This is a genomic window from Reyranella sp., from assembly GCF_036558665.1.
Classification (GTDB): Bacteria; Pseudomonadota; Alphaproteobacteria; order Reyranellales; family Reyranellaceae; genus Reyranella.
Genome location: NZ_DATBFE010000080.1, coordinates 1 through 15,095, shown reverse-complemented (window position 1 = coordinate 15,095; position 15,095 = coordinate 1). Strand labels below are relative to the sequence as shown.

Annotated in this window: 16 protein-coding genes and 1 pseudogene; 7 read left to right on the top strand and 10 right to left on the bottom strand. The window is 63.6% G+C overall.

Annotated elements, in window-relative coordinates; all coding sequences use genetic code 11:
- The coding region (gene yidC, locus VH499_RS13605) for a membrane protein insertase YidC (protein ID WP_332053282.1) at nt 1-1,009 on the top strand (1,009 nt) is incomplete at its 5' end.
- Entirely contained in the window at nt 1,009-1,671 is a 663-nt protein-coding gene (gene yihA / locus VH499_RS13600; RefSeq protein ID WP_332053281.1) for a ribosome biogenesis GTP-binding protein YihA/YsxC, read from the top strand. The genes yidC and yihA, both read left to right, overlap by 1 nt.
- On the opposite strand, the gene VH499_RS13595 is transcribed toward yihA, so the two are convergent.
- Nucleotides 1,668-2,339, bottom strand: a complete 672-nt coding sequence (locus VH499_RS13595) for a 2OG-Fe(II) oxygenase (protein ID WP_332053280.1) — start codon at nt 2,337-2,339, stop codon at nt 1,668-1,670. The two genes, yihA and VH499_RS13595, sit on opposite strands and share 4 nt — an antisense overlap.
- A gap of 129 nt (nt 2,340-2,468) precedes the next feature.
- Here VH499_RS13595 and argB point away from each other — a divergent pair, with 129 nt between their 5' ends.
- Together argB and def are read left to right on the top strand one after the other, a co-directional pair.
- The gene (gene argB / locus VH499_RS13590) at nt 2,469-3,383 is read left to right on the top strand and encodes an acetylglutamate kinase (protein WP_332053279.1); all 915 of its coding nucleotides are present in this window, start codon (nt 2,469-2,471) and stop codon (nt 3,381-3,383) included.
- 62 nt (nt 3,384-3,445) lie between these two features.
- Nucleotides 3,446-4,021 (top strand): peptide deformylase, encoded by a 576-nt coding sequence (gene def / locus VH499_RS13585; protein WP_332053278.1) that lies wholly within the window; start codon nt 3,446-3,448, stop codon nt 4,019-4,021.
- A 98-nt stretch (nt 4,022-4,119) separates the two neighbouring features.
- Here def and VH499_RS13580 read toward each other — a convergent pair whose 3' ends face one another.
- From VH499_RS13580 to VH499_RS13570, 3 genes are all read right to left on the bottom strand, one after another.
- The gene (locus tag VH499_RS13580; RefSeq protein WP_332053277.1) at nt 4,120-5,307 is read right to left on the bottom strand and encodes a helix-turn-helix transcriptional regulator; all 1,188 of its coding nucleotides are present in this window, start codon (nt 5,305-5,307) and stop codon (nt 4,120-4,122) included.
- 588 nt (nt 5,308-5,895) lie between these two features.
- Nucleotides 5,896-6,951, bottom strand: a complete 1,056-nt coding sequence (locus tag VH499_RS13575) for an OmpA family protein (RefSeq protein WP_332053276.1) — start codon at nt 6,949-6,951, stop codon at nt 5,896-5,898.
- A gap of 55 nt (nt 6,952-7,006) precedes the next feature.
- Nucleotides 7,007-7,894 carry a PAN domain-containing protein gene (locus tag VH499_RS13570; protein WP_332053275.1) on the bottom strand — a complete coding sequence of 296 codons (888 nt, stop codon included), beginning with the start codon at nt 7,892-7,894 and terminating at the stop codon, nt 7,007-7,009.
- A gap of 524 nt (nt 7,895-8,418) precedes the next feature.
- On the opposite strand from VH499_RS13570, the gene VH499_RS13565 reads away from it, so the two are divergent.
- Together VH499_RS13565 and VH499_RS13560 are read left to right on the top strand one after the other, a co-directional pair.
- Entirely contained in the window at nt 8,419-9,183 is a 765-nt protein-coding gene (locus VH499_RS13565) for a PAN domain-containing protein (RefSeq protein WP_332053274.1), read from the top strand.
- A 71-nt stretch (nt 9,184-9,254) separates the two neighbouring features.
- Complete coding sequence (locus VH499_RS13560; RefSeq protein ID WP_332053273.1) at nt 9,255-9,812, top strand: PAN domain-containing protein; 558 nt, start codon at nt 9,255-9,257, stop codon at nt 9,810-9,812.
- Between the two features lie 85 nt (nt 9,813-9,897).
- Here the strand turns inward: VH499_RS13560 and VH499_RS13555 are convergent, their stop codons facing one another.
- The 5 genes from VH499_RS13555 to VH499_RS13535 are packed head-to-tail and all read right to left on the bottom strand — an operon-like array spanning nt 9,898 to nt 14,354.
- On the bottom strand, nt 9,898-11,259 hold the full coding sequence (locus VH499_RS13555) for an NAD(P)H-dependent oxidoreductase (RefSeq protein WP_332053272.1): 1,362 nt from the start codon (nt 11,257-11,259) through the stop codon (nt 9,898-9,900).
- Nucleotides 11,260-11,280: 21 nt separating this feature from the next.
- Nucleotides 11,281-12,081 carry a phytanoyl-CoA dioxygenase family protein gene (locus VH499_RS13550; protein ID WP_332053271.1) on the bottom strand — a complete coding sequence of 267 codons (801 nt, stop codon included), beginning with the start codon at nt 12,079-12,081 and terminating at the stop codon, nt 11,281-11,283.
- A gap of 33 nt (nt 12,082-12,114) precedes the next feature.
- Nucleotides 12,115-12,786, bottom strand: coding sequence for a GntR family transcriptional regulator (locus VH499_RS13545; protein ID WP_332053270.1), 672 nt, complete (start codon nt 12,784-12,786; stop codon nt 12,115-12,117).
- A 42-nt stretch (nt 12,787-12,828) separates the two neighbouring features.
- Entirely contained in the window at nt 12,829-13,800 is a 972-nt protein-coding gene (locus tag VH499_RS13540) for a M48 family metallopeptidase (protein ID WP_332053269.1), read from the bottom strand.
- Nucleotides 13,801-13,802: 2 nt separating this feature from the next.
- Entirely contained in the window at nt 13,803-14,354 is a 552-nt protein-coding gene (locus VH499_RS13535) for a LemA family protein (RefSeq protein WP_332053268.1), read from the bottom strand.
- Between the two features lie 69 nt (nt 14,355-14,423).
- Here VH499_RS13535 and VH499_RS13530 point away from each other — a divergent pair, with 69 nt between their 5' ends.
- On the top strand, nt 14,424-14,891 hold the full coding sequence (locus VH499_RS13530; protein WP_332053267.1) for a nuclear transport factor 2 family protein: 468 nt from the start codon (nt 14,424-14,426) through the stop codon (nt 14,889-14,891).
- A 3-nt stretch (nt 14,892-14,894) separates the two neighbouring features.
- Here the strand turns inward: VH499_RS13530 and VH499_RS13525 are convergent.
- Nucleotides 14,895-15,095: pseudogene (locus tag VH499_RS13525) on the bottom strand (2,3,4,5-tetrahydropyridine-2,6-dicarboxylate N-succinyltransferase); the annotation flags it as partial.

The following is a 15,095-nucleotide window of genomic DNA, read 5'->3' as shown; positions in this document are numbered from 1 at the left end:
GGTCGACGTCACCCTGAAGCAGACCGGCACGGGCCCGGAGCTGAAGTACCAGATCGACTACATCGGGCCGGCCCAGGCGATCGCGCCCGGCGCCACCGCCGCGACCGACGCCAAGCTGTTCGCCGGCGCCAAGATCGTGCGCGTCATCTCCGACTATGAAAAGAAGTACGGCATCGAGAAGTTCGACCTCACGATCGACTGGGGCTGGTTCTGGTTCTTCACCAAGCCGCTGTTCTGGCTACTCGAGTGGCTCTACCGCCAGCTCGGCAACTTCGGCCTGGCCATCCTCGCGCTGACCGTGATCGTCAAGGCGGCCTTCTTTCCGCTCGCCAACAAGTCCTACGCCGCGATGAGCAAGATGAAGCGGCTTCAGCCCGAGATGGAGAAGCTGAAGCAGCGCTACGGCGAAGACAAGCAGCGCATGAACCAGGAGCTGATGCAGCTCTATCGCCGCGAGAAGGTGAATCCGGCGGCAGGCTGCCTGCCCATCGTCGTGCAGATCCCGGTCTTCTTCGCCCTCTACAAGGTGCTCTACACCACGATCGAGATGCGCCATCAGCCGTTCTTCGGCTGGATCCACGATCTCAGCGCCCCCGATCCGCTCACCGTCCTGACCGGCTTCGGCCTGTTCCACTGGCAGGTGCCGGAGTTCCTGCATTTCTTCAACATCGGTCTGTGGCCACTCATCATGGGCGTGACGATGTACCTGCAGCAGCAGCTCAATCCGGCGCCGGCCGATCCCATGCAGCAGCGCGTGTTCCAGTTCCTGCCCATCATGTTCACCTTCATGATGGCGCCGTTCCAGGCTGGCCTCGTGATCTACTGGGCGTGGAGCAACACGCTCTCGATCGCCCAGCAATACTTCATCATGCGCCGTCACGGCGCGCCGATCGGCCGCAAGGCCAAGACGGCTGCGACGGCGACGGCGCCGTCACCAGCGCCGCCGCCTGCGGCCACGCGCAACAGCCCCGGCAAGAAGGGCGGCAAGAGCGTGGCCAAGAAGGGGTGATGAACCAGGCGCAGGCGGGCGCGCGCACATCCGAGGAGATCGAGGCGGCGCGCAAGCTCTTCGCCGGGCCCTGCGATTTCGTCGCCGGTGCCGCCTCCTTCGAATCGCTCGTTCCGATCAGCCTGCCGGAGATCGCCTTCGCCGGCCGCTCCAATGTCGGCAAGTCGAGCCTCGTGAATGCCTTGACCGGCCGCCGGTCGCTGGCGCGCACCTCGTCCAGCCCCGGTCACACGCGGCAGATCAACTTCTTCGATCTTGCCGGCCGGCTCCTGCTGGTCGACTTGCCGGGCTACGGCTTCGCCCAGGTCTCGAGGTCGATGAAGGAGACCTGGCAGGATCTCGCTTCCGCCTATTTGCGCGGCCGTCCGACACTGCGGCGCGTCTGTCTGCTCATCGACTCGCGCCATGGCGTGAAGGATGCCGATCGCGAGACGATGAACAACCTGGACGCCGCCGCCGTGTCCTATCAGCTGGTGCTGACCAAGACGGACCATCTCAAGCCGGCCGACGTGGGGCACGCCATCGCGGCTGCCGAAGCGGTCACACGCAAGCATGGCGCCGCTCATCCGCAGGTCCTGCCGACCAGCAGCGAGACGGGCCTTGGCATCCCCGAGCTGCGGGCAGAGATCCTGGCCGTCGCGATTGGCCAGCCGGCAGCTTAAGCCGCGTCGTGGAAGATGATGCCGAGCGTGAACCGCTGACCTTTGCGCACGCTCGACACGCCGTGACGCATCGCCGTTCGGTGCCAGCCGCGGCTGCCTTTAGCCGGACGCTGGTTGACGGCGAAGATCACGGCGTCGCCCTGTCCGAGCGGCACCACTTCGCCGCGCGATTGCTGGCGCGGCCGTTGCTCCACCAGCATGAACTCGCCGCCCTCGTAATCCCGGCCGGGCGCGCTCAGCAGGATCGTGGCCTGCAAGGGAAAGACCAGGTCGCCATAGAGGTCGCGGTGGAGGCAGTTGTAGTCGCCGGCGCCGTAGCGCAGCAGCAGCGGCGTCGGCCGCTTCTGTCCGCCGGCGTGGCATTCGCGCAGCCAGCGCTCGAGCGTGGGCGGAAAGCGCTTGTCGATGCCCAACACGTCGTTCCACCGGTTCGCCACCGCCGCCAGCGGAGGATAGAGCACCTGGCGCAGCCGCTGCACCGGATCGGGCAGCGGATAGGCGAAGTACTGATAGTCGCCCTGGCCGTAGCCGTGCCGCTGCATGACGATATGGCTGCGAAAGCGATCCTGCTGCGGCCAGAGCGCCGCAAGTTCCCGGCATTCCTGCAATTGCAGAAGCCTTGGCGCCACGACGTGGCCGCATTCGGCGAGAGTGTCGGTGTCGATCATTTGAATTTCCCACAATCAACTTGATGTCCGGCGGCCGCTTCTTCTATCCGCCGGCCGCCTGATATATGATGCGGACCTAGCCCTCTCCCGGCGCGGAGAGGGCTTTTGCCAACCTGGGGTTCAAGCGACATGGCCGAGCCGGTTCAGACCGACAAGGAGCAGAAGCGGCTCATCCGCATGGCGGAGACCATCTCCAAGGCCCTGCCCTATATGCGCCGCCACAACGACGCGACCTTCGTCGTGAAATATGGCGGCCATGCCATGACCGACCCCAGGCTGGGCGACCTGTTCGCCCGCGACATCGTGCTGATGAAGCAGGTCGGCATGAACCCCATCGTGGTCCATGGCGGTGGCCCGCAGATCAACAAGATGCTGGAGCGGGTCGGCATCAAGAGCGAGTTCGTCAACGGGCTCAGGGTCACGGACGCCGCGACCATGGAGATCGTCGAGATGGTGCTGGCGGGCTCGATCAACAAGGCGATCGTGGCCGACATCAACGAATGCGGCGGCATCGCCGTCGGCATCTGCGGCAAGGATGGCAACCTGATCCTCGCCAACAGGGTTGCCGAGATGCGCGACCCCAAGACCGGGGAGATGCTGAAGGTCGATCTCAAGCAGGTGGGCGAGCCGGCCATGATCAACGTCATGGTGCTGGAGCAGCTCCGCCGCGCCGACGTCATCCCGGTGGTGGCGCCGATCGGCTTCGGCGTGAACGACGAGCTCACCTACAACATCAATGCCGACACTTCCGCGGGCGCCATCGCCGGCGCCATGAAGGCCAAGCGCCTTCTGTTCCTGACCGACGTGCCGGGCGTGCTGGACAAGAACGGCCAGCTCATTGCCGAGATGACCGTCGAGCAGGCGCGGGCGCTGATCACCGACGGCACCATCTCCGGCGGCATGATCCCCAAGGTCGAGAACTGCATCGATGCGGTGAACCGGGGCGTCGAGGCGGCCACCATCATGGACGGCCGGGTGCCGCACTGCCTGTTGCTGGAGGTCTTCACGGAGGCCGGCGTCGGTACCATGGTCAAGCGTGCCTGACGGTCTGCGAGCGCCTCCCAATCGGCCTTGAAACGCCTGATTTGCCTGCATATTTAACGCGCATGACTCTAAAGACGATCCTCACCGCGCCCGACCCGCGCCTCAAGAAGAAGTCGCTGCCCGTGGCCGCGGTGGATGCGGACGTGCGCCAGCTCATGGACGACATGCTGGAGACGATGTACGCCGCGCCCGGCATCGGCCTTGCGGCGCCACAGGTCGGCGAGCTGAAGCGCGTCGTGGTCCTGCACATCGACCGTGAGGATACCAAGGTCGGGCCGCTGTTCATGGCCAATCCCGAGATCGTCGAGGCGTCGGACGAGGACGTGACCTACGAGGAGGGCTGCCTCTCCGTGCCGGAGCACTATTCCGACGTGGTCCGCCCGGCCAAGGTCAAGGTGCGCTATCTCGACCGCGACGGCCAGCAGCAGGATCTCGCGTGCGAGGGCCTGCTCGCCACCTGCGTGCAGCACGAGATCGACCATCTCGACGGTATCCTGTTCATCGACCACATCTCCGCGCTCAAGCGCAACATGATCCTGCGCAAACTCCTCAAGGCGCGAAAGGAGAAGGAGCGCGAGGCAGCGGAGGGCAAGTCGCCGGCCGAGACGAAGGAGAAAGACCACGCGCCAGCGCTGTAGCTCCTTTGGACCCGTGGCTGGGCGGCCAATTCGCCGATCCCGGTGCCCGAAATGGCCACCGATGCAAAGCTGGCAGCCGACGGCCAAGCACTCCGAAGTCAATTCGGTCGGCGCTGCTCCCGCAAAAGCGCGTGACCTGACGGCCGGGATGGCTTTTGGGCTCTGTCCGGATTCAGCGGGTCAGCCGGCAATACGAGCTCTCGGCCGAGCTTCATTAACTCGACACGCGTGTGGCAGTCGGTCTTCGCAAAAACCCGCAGCAAATGCGTCCGCACCGTGCTCGGCGCGACGCCCAGCCGCTCTGCAATGCCGGCCGTCGGCTGGCCGGCCACGACGAGTTCGAACACACGTTGTTCGGCCGGCGTCAGTTCATAGAGCAGCCGCAGCGCGTCGGCGGGCATTTCAAGCGGGGCGACAGCGTCGCCGATGAAAACCGCGGCGGCGGCACGACGATCGAGCCCGCCGCGCGATGTGCGTCTTCCAAGCGGCATGATTTGTATCGCGAGCGCCTTTCCGTCGCGGAATTTTGCCGCGATGCCGATGCCGCGTCGTTCGAGGTTCTGCTCGGCTCGAGCCGCCAGCTCAACTCCCGCTTGCAGACGATCGGGCACCAGCTCGTGCAGCAGCGCGAGCTTGCCACGGACCGTGAGTATAGGGTCGCCATTCTTCAGCATGGTCCTGGCGGCAGCATTGGCATGTATGATCGACATGTCCTCGGCGACCAGCACTACAGCCGAACGGGTCAGGTCCAACGCGGCCTCGAAAGTGTTCGCGGCCGATGTCGTGCCATCCAGCAGTCGGCTAATGATTGCAGCACGCCGAAGATGCGGTGCCAGAAAACGCAAGCCATCCATCTCGGCATCCGTCAAGGGCGGAGCGGATTCATGACGGCCAAGGCCCACATTGCCTATCATTGTCCTGTCGCGCGCCAGCGCGATGCCAACCTGGTCGACCAGGCCGAGCGGCCGAACCCACTCATGATAGAAGCGGGTCGCTTCCCATACGTCCGGACCGGTGACTTGCGAATTCAGCACCGGCTCTTCCAGCGGCAGCTCGGCCAGCTTGGCGGCGCCGCCCCAGACCTGGACGATGTCGTCATTGTAGAGGTGCATTCGGGCAACGTAGTCGTCCGGGACATTGGACGTCACTTGGACGACGAATTTTCCGGTTGGCAGAGCAATGATTCCGAGGGCCCCGATGTGGAAACCGAAATGGCTTCGCATATCGTCGAGAGCTTTCCGCCAAAGGCTGGGTTCGATGACGGCGTCGTAGAAATTGCCAATCATTCGCGCAAGTTCGAAAGCTTCATTTGGCAAGAGCCGCTCCCCCAGCAAAGCCCCAGCCGCGGAATACAGCACAGTGCGACTGACATGACCAGCTTGGACGCTGTCCTGGTACAACCGGCTGATCAGCTATCCTGATATCCGAACGGCGTCTTCGGCCGGTTTCGGACAATGGTAGGCGCTTCGGGTTGAGAAAGTTCGACCCATATCCTTCTTTTGGCGACCCGCTCACGGCGATTTCTGGGTCGCTCTCCTTCGGTATCGTTGGTCGAAACGGACGGACATTGTCAGGTCGCTCGGGCAACTCCCGAGCCGGTCACGCGCTCCGGCGTGGTCGCATCGTCGTGGCCAGGGCCGGGCTTGCCAACCATATGGCTTTGCCCTCGTCGGCCCGAACGGAGGCGTACTGCGGCCGCCTCTACCGCTGTCGACCGGCCCCGTTCCGGGCCCGAAGCACACATTCACGCTGTCGATCTTGCCGGTCGCGACGGTCGCGCCGCCGCTCCTGTGGGCCCGCAGCACTGGCTGGGCGTTCGTTTTGCCCAAGCTACAATCGCGGATTGCTGTGCGTTGCCGTCGACCTCGTATCCATCACTTGGCGACAAGCTCGACTCGGCGATTCTTGGCGCGCCCCTCTTCGGTATCATTGGGGGCAACAGGCATGGTCAAGCCGGCGCCCGACGCTGTCAGGCGGTCAGGCGCGATCGCGTAGTCCTGCGTCAACGCGGTCACTACGCTTTGTGCGCGCCGCGAAGACAAGTCCAAATTGTAGTCGGCGGTACCTCGATTGTCGGTGTGCCCGACGATGTTCAAGCGCAGTTCCGGTTTGGCGGCCAGCAGCTTGGCAATTTCATCGAGGGTCGGCTTCGACTCGGGCTTCAGGACGGCTTTGTCGTAATCGAAGAGCAGGCCGTAGATGGCAACCTTGCCAGTCTTGGCGATGGCCTGATCCAGGTCGCTCGAGCTCATCACCTGGACTTTATCGCCTTCCATCGCCTTCACTTCGACGACCTGAACAAAGGCGGTGGTTCGCCCCTTGTCTTCGCCCGTTAGGATCGCTGCGTAGATATCCGCGCCGTTCGCACTCCGCTTCATCAGCGTATATCGAGCGTGATCGAAGTAGCTGGTCGAATCGTTGTTTTCGGGATCGAGTTGCTGGCCAAGCAAGTATGGATCTTGCAAGTTGCCAGTGAGGCAATTCTGGTCACTGCAATCAAAAACAAGCTCGAAGCCGCTACTTTTGAGGTTGTTCTGATAGTTCCGCTGAACTTCGAGGGAGGACCGACCGGGCGGGATTTCATAGCGTGTACGCGTTGCACGTCCTTCGACCTTGAGCCATTCCGCACCCGAGCGATCCTTGAGGGTGTTCTTTTCAAGGAGCGAGCCATAGTCGTGCGGCGCTTTCAGAAGCGCGACTTGGTCAAAATCGACGATCTTTTGGTATCCGATGCGCGAACCGGCATAACGGCCGACGACCGGAGGATCTTTGGTCCCGGGCTCGTCCTCTGCCTGAGCGGGGCCCCCGGTAACTGCAGCGGCAAGAACACACGAAGCCAACAGGAAAATCCGGCCCCATGAAAATGTATGCGGCACGCGACATGCGGCGAGGAGGCGTGGCATCCAAACCGCTTCGTCCTGATGTCGCATGGTTAGCTCCCGACTTGTTGACATCGCGCGCAGCTATCCCGACTGAGCCATAGACTCAGTTGCCCGCTTTCACCCCCGAGACGCAGCATCCGTTCGGCCTTGGCGAAGGCGTGCCCGACTTCAACCAGCATCTCGCTTTGGGGCCCTGCACGCCCGGTTTGACGAAGGTCCAGGCCTTGCAGTTCGCATCGGACTCGCAAGCTGACTTGCACGGATCGAAGCCTGCGATCGAGGGCGCCAGGTCGAAGCTCCGGTAATCCTGACCCGGCCTATCGACTCCGCTTTCGACTGAACTCGATGCTCCTTGATTTCTCTGATTGAGGGTCGCATCAGGCTTTGGCCCGGGACCGGGCGGCGGCGGGGTGACTACCGGGCCGGTCGCAACAGGCCGCGGGCCGCAGATCACCCCGAGCGCATCGACGTAGGCGCCGGAGCGCCCGATCATCCCGATGACAGCTTCATCATCTCCGCAACTGTAGCCTTGATGAGACAGTCTGCCCTCCGCACCGACCGTGCGCGTCTGCGACTTGGGGCCGGACCGGATCGTCTTGCATTGGAGCTGGATCGAGGCGATGTATTTCGGCCTGCCGCTTTGACTATCACTGGTGTAGGCGAACATCATCCCCGACACGTATTGATCGTTGTTGCAGGAGATCGGTCCAGCGAGTCCTCCGCCACTGCCACCATGATGGTTCATCGGAAATCCCGGGGCGCCGAGCAACCCGGTTTTGGCATTGAAGGCCGCGCAGAATGGGACCACCGCATCCAGCAACGTTCCGTAGCGCACGGATACGCCGGTCAAATATTGGCCCGCTCCACATTGATCTCTGAAATTTCCTCCACCTGGGCCGCCGACGAGTGATGAGTCGCGCGCCCCGGTGGGAGAGGCGATGCAAACAAGAACGAGGGCAGCGAGCCAGGCAGAGCGCTTGTTCATCATCATCGCGGACAAGGCCTCCCAATCGGGTCGGGACCGAACGGTTACGGAGAAATCGCCGACCCGGCCGTAAAGGGTTACAGATCGATCCGAAGGCATCGACGTCGCCGGCGTCTCGTTGCCAGTCGATCGCTCCGATGCGTTGCGGTCCGGGATCCGACCTTCGCATGCAGCCGAAAGGAGAGTCGTCCACCGTTTGGTGGAGAGCGTACGGCGTACCACCCGGTCGGGACGGGCGATTACGACCGTCGCATAAGCGACCCGCGCCTCCACCAAACGGTGGACGACGCGAAATACGACGGACTCTAGGCTTGGCGGCTCGGAGACGATTTTCCGACGACTCTGCGTCCGTCAATGATGACTTGCATGCCTGCAATGGTGGCGAGCTGAAATGGCCGCCCAACCAATGCGCGCGAAACTGCAGCGAACACGAAAATCGGGAGATTTAGATGTTTGGACCAAACAGGATGCCGGTTCGGTGGGGACTTCGTTGGGTCTTGGCACTTGCATCGGTGTATCTACTTGCAAGTGTGATCCCGATCGGTCCGGCCGCCGCCAACGAGACCACTACGGAATCCGGTATCGACAGGCCAGGTGGCGACTACAAGAATTTCGATCTGGAACCTTCTATCGGAGGCTTCGGACCCTGCAAGTCGGCTTGCGAATCCGACGGAAGGTGCAAAGCCTGGACTTTCGTCAAGTCGGGCGTGCAGGGACCCAAAGCGAGATGTTGGCTGAAGGACTCGAGGCCTAATCAGGTCCATAGCAATTGCTGCGTTTCGGGTACCGTCATCGAGAAGCCAATAAAAAGCTCACACGGCGGCGCGACCGCGTCATCATCGCTGGGATCTCAGGTTCTCGCCTACGCTGTTGCGCAGTTGGGCAAATGCGTCGATGGCAATGGAAAAGTCCGCCAGCCCTGTCCACCGCTGCCGATGGGTCAGGTCGGCGACGGCGAATGCACGCATCTTGTGCAGGCGGCCCTTGCCAGCGTCGGGGCGCGGTTTACGTCGGGCAGCTACGTGTGGGGCACAAAGGTCGACGCCCCTTACCACCCCGGCGACGTCATTCAACTCTTCAATGCCAAGCTCGTGGGCCCTAACGGATGGTGGGAGACCTCGAGTCAACACTCCGCGATCATCGAGTCGGTCAGTGGCGGCGTACTTAACGTCATCGAACAGAATACCTGGGTCGACAATAGTAAGACGAACCGCCGCTACGTCACGCGCGGCACGATCAATCTGAACTGGAAGCTCGAGCGCGGGAGCTACATTGTGTACCGAGCGACCAAGTGATTGCATTCAGGATCGGCAATCACTGTCGATCCTCATCGAACGCCACGGCTGAATTCGGGTTGGGGAGTGCGATGCGTGCAAAGCACCTGATGGCAGTTTGCCTGACCATTGCGGCAGTTCTTTTCGCATCGGCCGAAGCCGCAAAAGCGGATGTCTTGATCGAGACTGGGGTTGACCGTGTTGGCAGCGACTATCGAAATTTCGAGGTCAGCAACACGGATCTGAGGGACCAGCCCGAATTGCTTTGCCAGACGGCCTGCCAGAAGGAAGGCCAATGCAAAGCCTGGACCTATGTCAAGCCAGGGGTCCAGGGTCCCAAGGCACGGTGCTGGCTGAAGACCGCCGTTCCAGCCCCACGAGCCAATGGTTGCTGCGTGACGGGCGTCACGACGGGTGTCGAACCCGGCATTGACCGCGCTGGCGGCGACTATCGCAATTTCGAGGTGAGCAACACGGATCTGAGAGATCATCCGGAATTGCTCTGCCGGACGGCATGCCAGAAGGAAAGCCAATGCAAAGCCTGGACCTATGTAAAGCCAGGGGTGCAAGGTCCCAAGGCACGGTGCTGGCTCAAGACCGCCGTTCCAGCCGCACGGACGAACAACTGCTGTGTATCCGGCTCCCGTTGAAACCAACAAGAGCGGAGGTGGCAGATGCAGCCGCGAGTTCAAGCGCGAGGCGCCCACCAATCGATCGGCACCTCGCTTTGAAGCTCTACTGCGCCGCGATCTTCGCCGCCGGCGCGAAGTCGCGTTCCATCTCGCGGCGCAGCTTCACCGCCGTCAGGCTCTCGTCCATGGCCACGTCGGCATAGGCCAGCGACTGGCCGGCCTTGATCGGCTTCAAAAGTTTGACGTTGTGGGCGAGGCCGAGCGGCAGGCTACCCAGCCCGGTCGACTTGTCGGCCGGGAACAGCTTGCCGTAGACGGTGTAGCCGCCCTCGCCGTCCAGCATCTCGCCGGCCTTGAGGTCGCGCTTGGCGGTGGCGATCACGTCGGCGTGGAAGCCGATCGGGCAGCCGGTCGGCTCCTTGCGCAGGCCGACCGAGGCGACCGACATGCCGACCTCGAGGCCGATCAGATGCCAGCGCTTGTACATTACCGAATAGCGACCGCTGGGATCGGTGCAGAGCATGTACTCCTCGAAGCAGTTCTTCTGGTACTCGGTAGAGGCCTCGAAGACGACCCATACGCCCTTGCGGATCTCATAGGGAATGGCGCGCCCGTCCTTCTCCAGTGACGAGGCGACCTCGACCTGGCCCTTGTGGTGCAAGTGGCCGCCTTCGGCGGCCGGCCGCATCACGAACGGCAGGTCCTCGACCGAGCACGGTGGGAAGGCGAGCCCGTCCGGCGCCGGCGTGAGGCCCGTCGCATTCGACACCGCTGTGCTCTCGATGGCGGGCTTGGAGCCGTCGAGGAAGGAGTTGAACATCTTTGGATTGAGCCCGCCGCGCCTGGCCTGCTCCTCGTTGAGCCCCCAGTATTTCCACACCGTCTCGGGCGTCGATTGCGCGTAGTGCGGCAGCCATTTGTGGCCGCGGCCGGCCGCCGTCACGGAGAAGCCCGAGGTGCGGGCCCAATCGACCAGCTCGCAGATCAGCGCCGGCTGGTCGCCATAGGCGAGGCTGTAGACAACACCGGCGGCGGCCGCGCGCCTGGCCAGCAGCGGGCCGCAGAAGGCGTCGGCCTCGACCGTGACCATGACCACGCTCTTGCCATTCCGGAACGCCTCGAGCGCATGCTCGACGGCGGCGATCGGATCGCCCGTCGCCTCGACCACGATCTCGATTTCGGGGTTGGCGACCAGCGCGCGCCAGTCCTCGGTGAGATGCGTGTTGCCGTGCTTGCGCGCCTCGGCAAAGGAGATCGCCGAAGTGACGTCCGGCTTCCAGCCCAGCCGCGCCAGATTCTCACGGGCGCGCGCGGGCGAGAGGTCGGCGATGCCCACGAGATGGATGCCCGGCGTCGTCGGGATCTGGCTGAGATACATGGCGCCGAACTTGCCGGCACCGATCAGGCCGATGCGCAGTGGATTGGCGTCGGCCGCGCGCTCCAGCAGCATGCGATGCAGGTTCATCAATTCCTCCGCTGATCCTGGTTATTCCGCCGCGGCCTTGCGCCGCGCGGCGCGCAGCACGGCGTCGTCCTGCCAGGCGTCGATCGGCGTGAAGTCGCGATGCGCGATATGGGCCGGGCGCTTGAAGCGGCGGATGGCGTTGGAGACGGCGTTGTAGGTGACGTAGATGATCTGGCGGTCCCACGGCGACATGTTGGGCGGACTGCCATGGACCAGGGTGCCATGAAAGAAGATCGCCGAGCCTGGCCCACCCTTGGGGGCGACGATGCCGCCCTGCTTCACCAGCTTGGCGATGGTGTCGTTGTCGATCACCCACAGCGGATAGGAGGTGGTGGTGAGGTCGTGCTTGGCGTCCAGCGCGCCCTTCTTGTGGCTCTTGGGAATGAACCACAGCGGGCCGTTGAACTCGTTCACCTCGTCGACGAACACCGCGAGGTTCATCGCCCGCGCTTCCGGCATGTCGTCGTCCGCCTTCCACGTGCCGTAGTCCTGGTGCCACTGCCAGACATCGCCGTCGAAGGCGGCCTTGCCGTTGATCTTGAACTGATGGATGTAGGTCCTGTCGCCCAGGAGCTGCTCGGCCGGCTCGACGAAGCGCGGATGATGCACCAGCGCCTCGAACACCGGGTCGTAGGTATGGACGGCGAAGGCGGTCCGCACGACGTCGCCGGTCTTCTCGCGCACGTTCTCCTCGCGGTGCTGCCGGAAGACGACCGGAATCTCCGTCTTGAGAATCGCGGTCTCTTCGGGCGAGAAATAATCGGGAAAAAAGAGGTAGCCTTCTTCGTCGAATTGCCTGAGCTGTTCGGGAGTGAGCTTCATGGCGTTTCTCCTGTGGCCTTGCAGACGAGGGCGTTACGCGGCGCGGGAAACCACGGCCTTCAATCGGGTGGTCAGCACGTCGGCCGTCTGCTCAGCGTGCTTGCGGCAGAGCGTCTCGGCCCGGCTTGAGTCGCCTACTTCCAGTGCGTGCAGGATGGCCTCGTGCTCGTCCCACACGCTGACGCGCAGATCCTCCTCGCTCAGCACCGCGGCCATGACACGACGCAGGTGCTGCCAGTGCGGCTGTGTGGTCTCGGAAATCACCGGATTGCCCGAAGCCTCGTAGATGAACAGATGGAAATCGATGTCGGCTTCGATGGCCGACGGGATGTATCCGCTCGCAATTGCCCGGCGTCCGACGTCGAGCAGGAGCCGGCCGCGATGGGCGAGCTCGCGCGTGTAACGTGCCGCTGCCAGCCGGGCCGCGACCCCATCAAGGGCGGCGCGCACGATATAGAGATTGTTCGCCTGCTGGACATCGAGCGGCGCCACGCACACGCCCTTGCGGCCGGCATCGATCAGGAACCCTTCGCGCCGCAGGAGCATCATGGCCTGCAGTACCGGTTGGCGCGAGACGCCGAACCGGTTCGCCAGCTCCTCCTGCGTGATGCGCGCGCCCGCCTTCAATTCCCCGGAGCAGATGGCTTCGAGGACGGCGTCATGGATACGTTCGCTGAGATCGGGCTCCGGATCGAAGGGCTTCATGGCGTTTCTGTATACAGAACACAGAACGCGCAAAGTCAATGTCTAAGCAGCCCAGGCGCCGAGATTGCGCAAGCGAGCGATCCGGTCGGCGATGTCGGGATGGGTGGCCAGCAGGGCCGGCGTTTTGGAGGTCATCGCCTGGACCGGATTCACGATGTACAGGTGCTGCGTGGCACGACTGACCCCCGGGAAGGGCGCTGCCGCCGCCGCGAGCTTGCCGAGGGCGGAGATCAGGCCGTTGGGATTGCGCGTGAACTGTACCGAGGTCGCGTCGGCCAGGTACTCGCGCTGGCGCGACACGGCCATTTGCACGGCCTTTGCCGCGAGCGGCGCCAGGATCGCCACCACGATAAGCAGGAGAATCAACAGGGCGGCGCCGGAACCGCCCTTGCCGCGGTCGTCGTCGCGCCGCCGGCCGGAAAGGCCGCCCCATTGCATGGTGCGCAGGATCATGTCGCACACCAGTGCGATCAGGCCCACGGTCACGCCGACCACCACCATGTAGCGCGTGTCGAGGTTGGCAAGATGGGCCATCTCGTGAGCGACTACGCCCTGCAGTTCATCGCGATTCATCTGGTCGACCAGCCCGCGCGTCACGGCGATGGTGCCGTGGGCGGGCTTGGTGCCGGTCGCGAAGGCGTTCGGCACTTCGGTCTCCAGGATCATGACCCTGGGCATGGGGACGCCGGCGGCGAGCGACATCTCCTCGACGACGTTGTAGAGCTGCGGTGCGTCGGGTTTCTCGATCGGCCTGGCCTCGGCCATGGCCAGCACCAGGCGGTCGCCGAAGGCGAGCGAGATGGCGCTCCAGCCGATGCTCGCCAACGCCATCAAGGTGGCCGCCACGAGACCGGCCTCGCTGACCAGCGGCACCTGGTCGACTGTCTCGCTTTGCAGCAGCCAGCCCACGACGTAACCCGTCACCGCCGCGAGGACCGTCAGCAGCACGAGCAGCAGGAAGGTGTTGCGCCGGTTGACGGCTTGGGCCGCGACGAAGTCGGTGGTGCCGCTCATGGTCAGCGCAGCGCGACCTTGGGCACCTCGCGTTCGGTCTCGGGCATGGTGAAGAGGTCGATCGGGCCGAAGCCCAGCGATGCGGCGGCGAGTACGGCCGGGAAGCTTTGCCGCCGGTTGTTATAGCTGTTGACCGAGTCGTTGTAGAACTGGCGGGAGAAGGCGATCTTGTTCTCGGTGCTGGCGAGCTCTTCCTGGAGCTGTTTCACGTTCTCGTTCGCCTTGAGCTGCGGATAGCTCTCGACGAGGCCCAGCAGGCCGCGTGTCGCCTGGCTGAGCGCCGCCTCCGCCGGTCCCGCCTGCGCCGGCCCGGAAGCCGCGGCGGCGGCATTGCGGGCCTGGATCACCTTGGTGAGCGTCTCCTGCTCGTAGCCCATGGCGTCCTTCACCACCTGCACGAGGTTGGGAATGAGATCGTGCCGCCGCTTGAGCTGGACATCGATCTGGCTCCACGCCGTCTGCGCCTGGTTCCGTCCGCCGACGAGGCCGTTGTAGATCACGATCAGCCAGAGCACGATCAGGACTACGATGCCGATGACGATCCAAAGGCTCATGCCAGGCTCTCCTCCCTTGCCGCGTCGACCAGTTTAGTCATGATTGCGGCTCGTCGGGAGGAATTAAGCATGGACGCAGCAACATTGCTGAGGGAATTCTGCGCCGCCGTCGAACGGCGCGACGGCAGGGCATTTGCCGCCCTGTTCACGGATGACGGCGTCTATCACGATGTCTTCTATGGCGCCTTCAAGGGACGCGAGAAGATCGGCCAGATGATCGACGACTGGTTCCACCGGACCGCGCGCGACTTCCGATGGGAGATGTTCCGGCCGGTGAGCGACGGGCAGACTCTCTATGCCTACTACACCTTCAGCTACGTCTCGACCTTGCCCGAGGCGCAGGGCAAGCGCGTAGGCTTCGATGGCATTTCCATGCTCACTCTCCGCGACGGCAAGATCGCCGAATATCGCGAGGTCGCCAACGCCGGCATCGGCCTCCTGGAGATCGGCTTCGCGCCGGAGCGTGTTGCGAAGATCCTCCTCAAGGAGGCGGTACGCTTCAAGGCACGCCCGGAGTGGGCGCGCCACAACGGCTGACGGTCAGTCGCGCAGCAGTTCGTTGATCGAGGTCTTCGACCGGGTGCGCTCGTCGACGGTCTTGGTGATGATTACGCAGTAGCGCGCCGGCCGGTCGGGACCGCCGCCCATGGTGCCGGGGTGAACGACGGAGTAAGGCGGTACCTTGCCGACATGAATCTGGCCGGTCTCGCGATCGACGATCCGAGTATTCGCCGAAATGAA

Excerpts from the sequence above, each read along its gene's own strand:
- yihA (WP_332053281.1), top strand. The coding sequence starts at position 1,009 with ATGAACCAGGCGCAGGCGGGCGCGCGCACATCCGAGGAGATCGAGGCG.
- VH499_RS13595 (WP_332053280.1), bottom strand. The coding sequence starts at position 2,339 with ATGATCGACACCGACACTCTCGCCGAATGCGGCCACGTCGTGGCGCCA.
- argB (WP_332053279.1), top strand. The coding sequence starts at position 2,469 with ATGGCCGAGCCGGTTCAGACCGACAAGGAGCAGAAGCGGCTCATCCGC.
- def (WP_332053278.1), top strand. The coding sequence starts at position 3,446 with ATGACTCTAAAGACGATCCTCACCGCGCCCGACCCGCGCCTCAAGAAG.
- VH499_RS13580 (WP_332053277.1), bottom strand. The coding sequence starts at position 5,307 with ATGATTGGCAATTTCTACGACGCCGTCATCGAACCCAGCCTTTGGCGG.
- VH499_RS13575 (WP_332053276.1), bottom strand. The coding sequence starts at position 6,951 with ATGCGACATCAGGACGAAGCGGTTTGGATGCCACGCCTCCTCGCCGCA.
- VH499_RS13570 (WP_332053275.1), bottom strand. The coding sequence starts at position 7,894 with ATGATGATGAACAAGCGCTCTGCCTGGCTCGCTGCCCTCGTTCTTGTT.
- VH499_RS13560 (WP_332053273.1), top strand. The coding sequence starts at position 9,255 with ATGCGTGCAAAGCACCTGATGGCAGTTTGCCTGACCATTGCGGCAGTT.
- VH499_RS13555 (WP_332053272.1), bottom strand. The coding sequence starts at position 11,259 with ATGAACCTGCATCGCATGCTGCTGGAGCGCGCGGCCGACGCCAATCCA.
- VH499_RS13550 (WP_332053271.1), bottom strand. The coding sequence starts at position 12,081 with ATGAAGCTCACTCCCGAACAGCTCAGGCAATTCGACGAAGAAGGCTAC.
- VH499_RS13545 (WP_332053270.1), bottom strand. The coding sequence starts at position 12,786 with ATGAAGCCCTTCGATCCGGAGCCCGATCTCAGCGAACGTATCCATGAC.
- VH499_RS13540 (WP_332053269.1), bottom strand. The coding sequence starts at position 13,800 with ATGAGCGGCACCACCGACTTCGTCGCGGCCCAAGCCGTCAACCGGCGC.
- VH499_RS13535 (WP_332053268.1), bottom strand. The coding sequence starts at position 14,354 with ATGAGCCTTTGGATCGTCATCGGCATCGTAGTCCTGATCGTGCTCTGG.
- VH499_RS13530 (WP_332053267.1), top strand. The coding sequence starts at position 14,424 with ATGGACGCAGCAACATTGCTGAGGGAATTCTGCGCCGCCGTCGAACGG.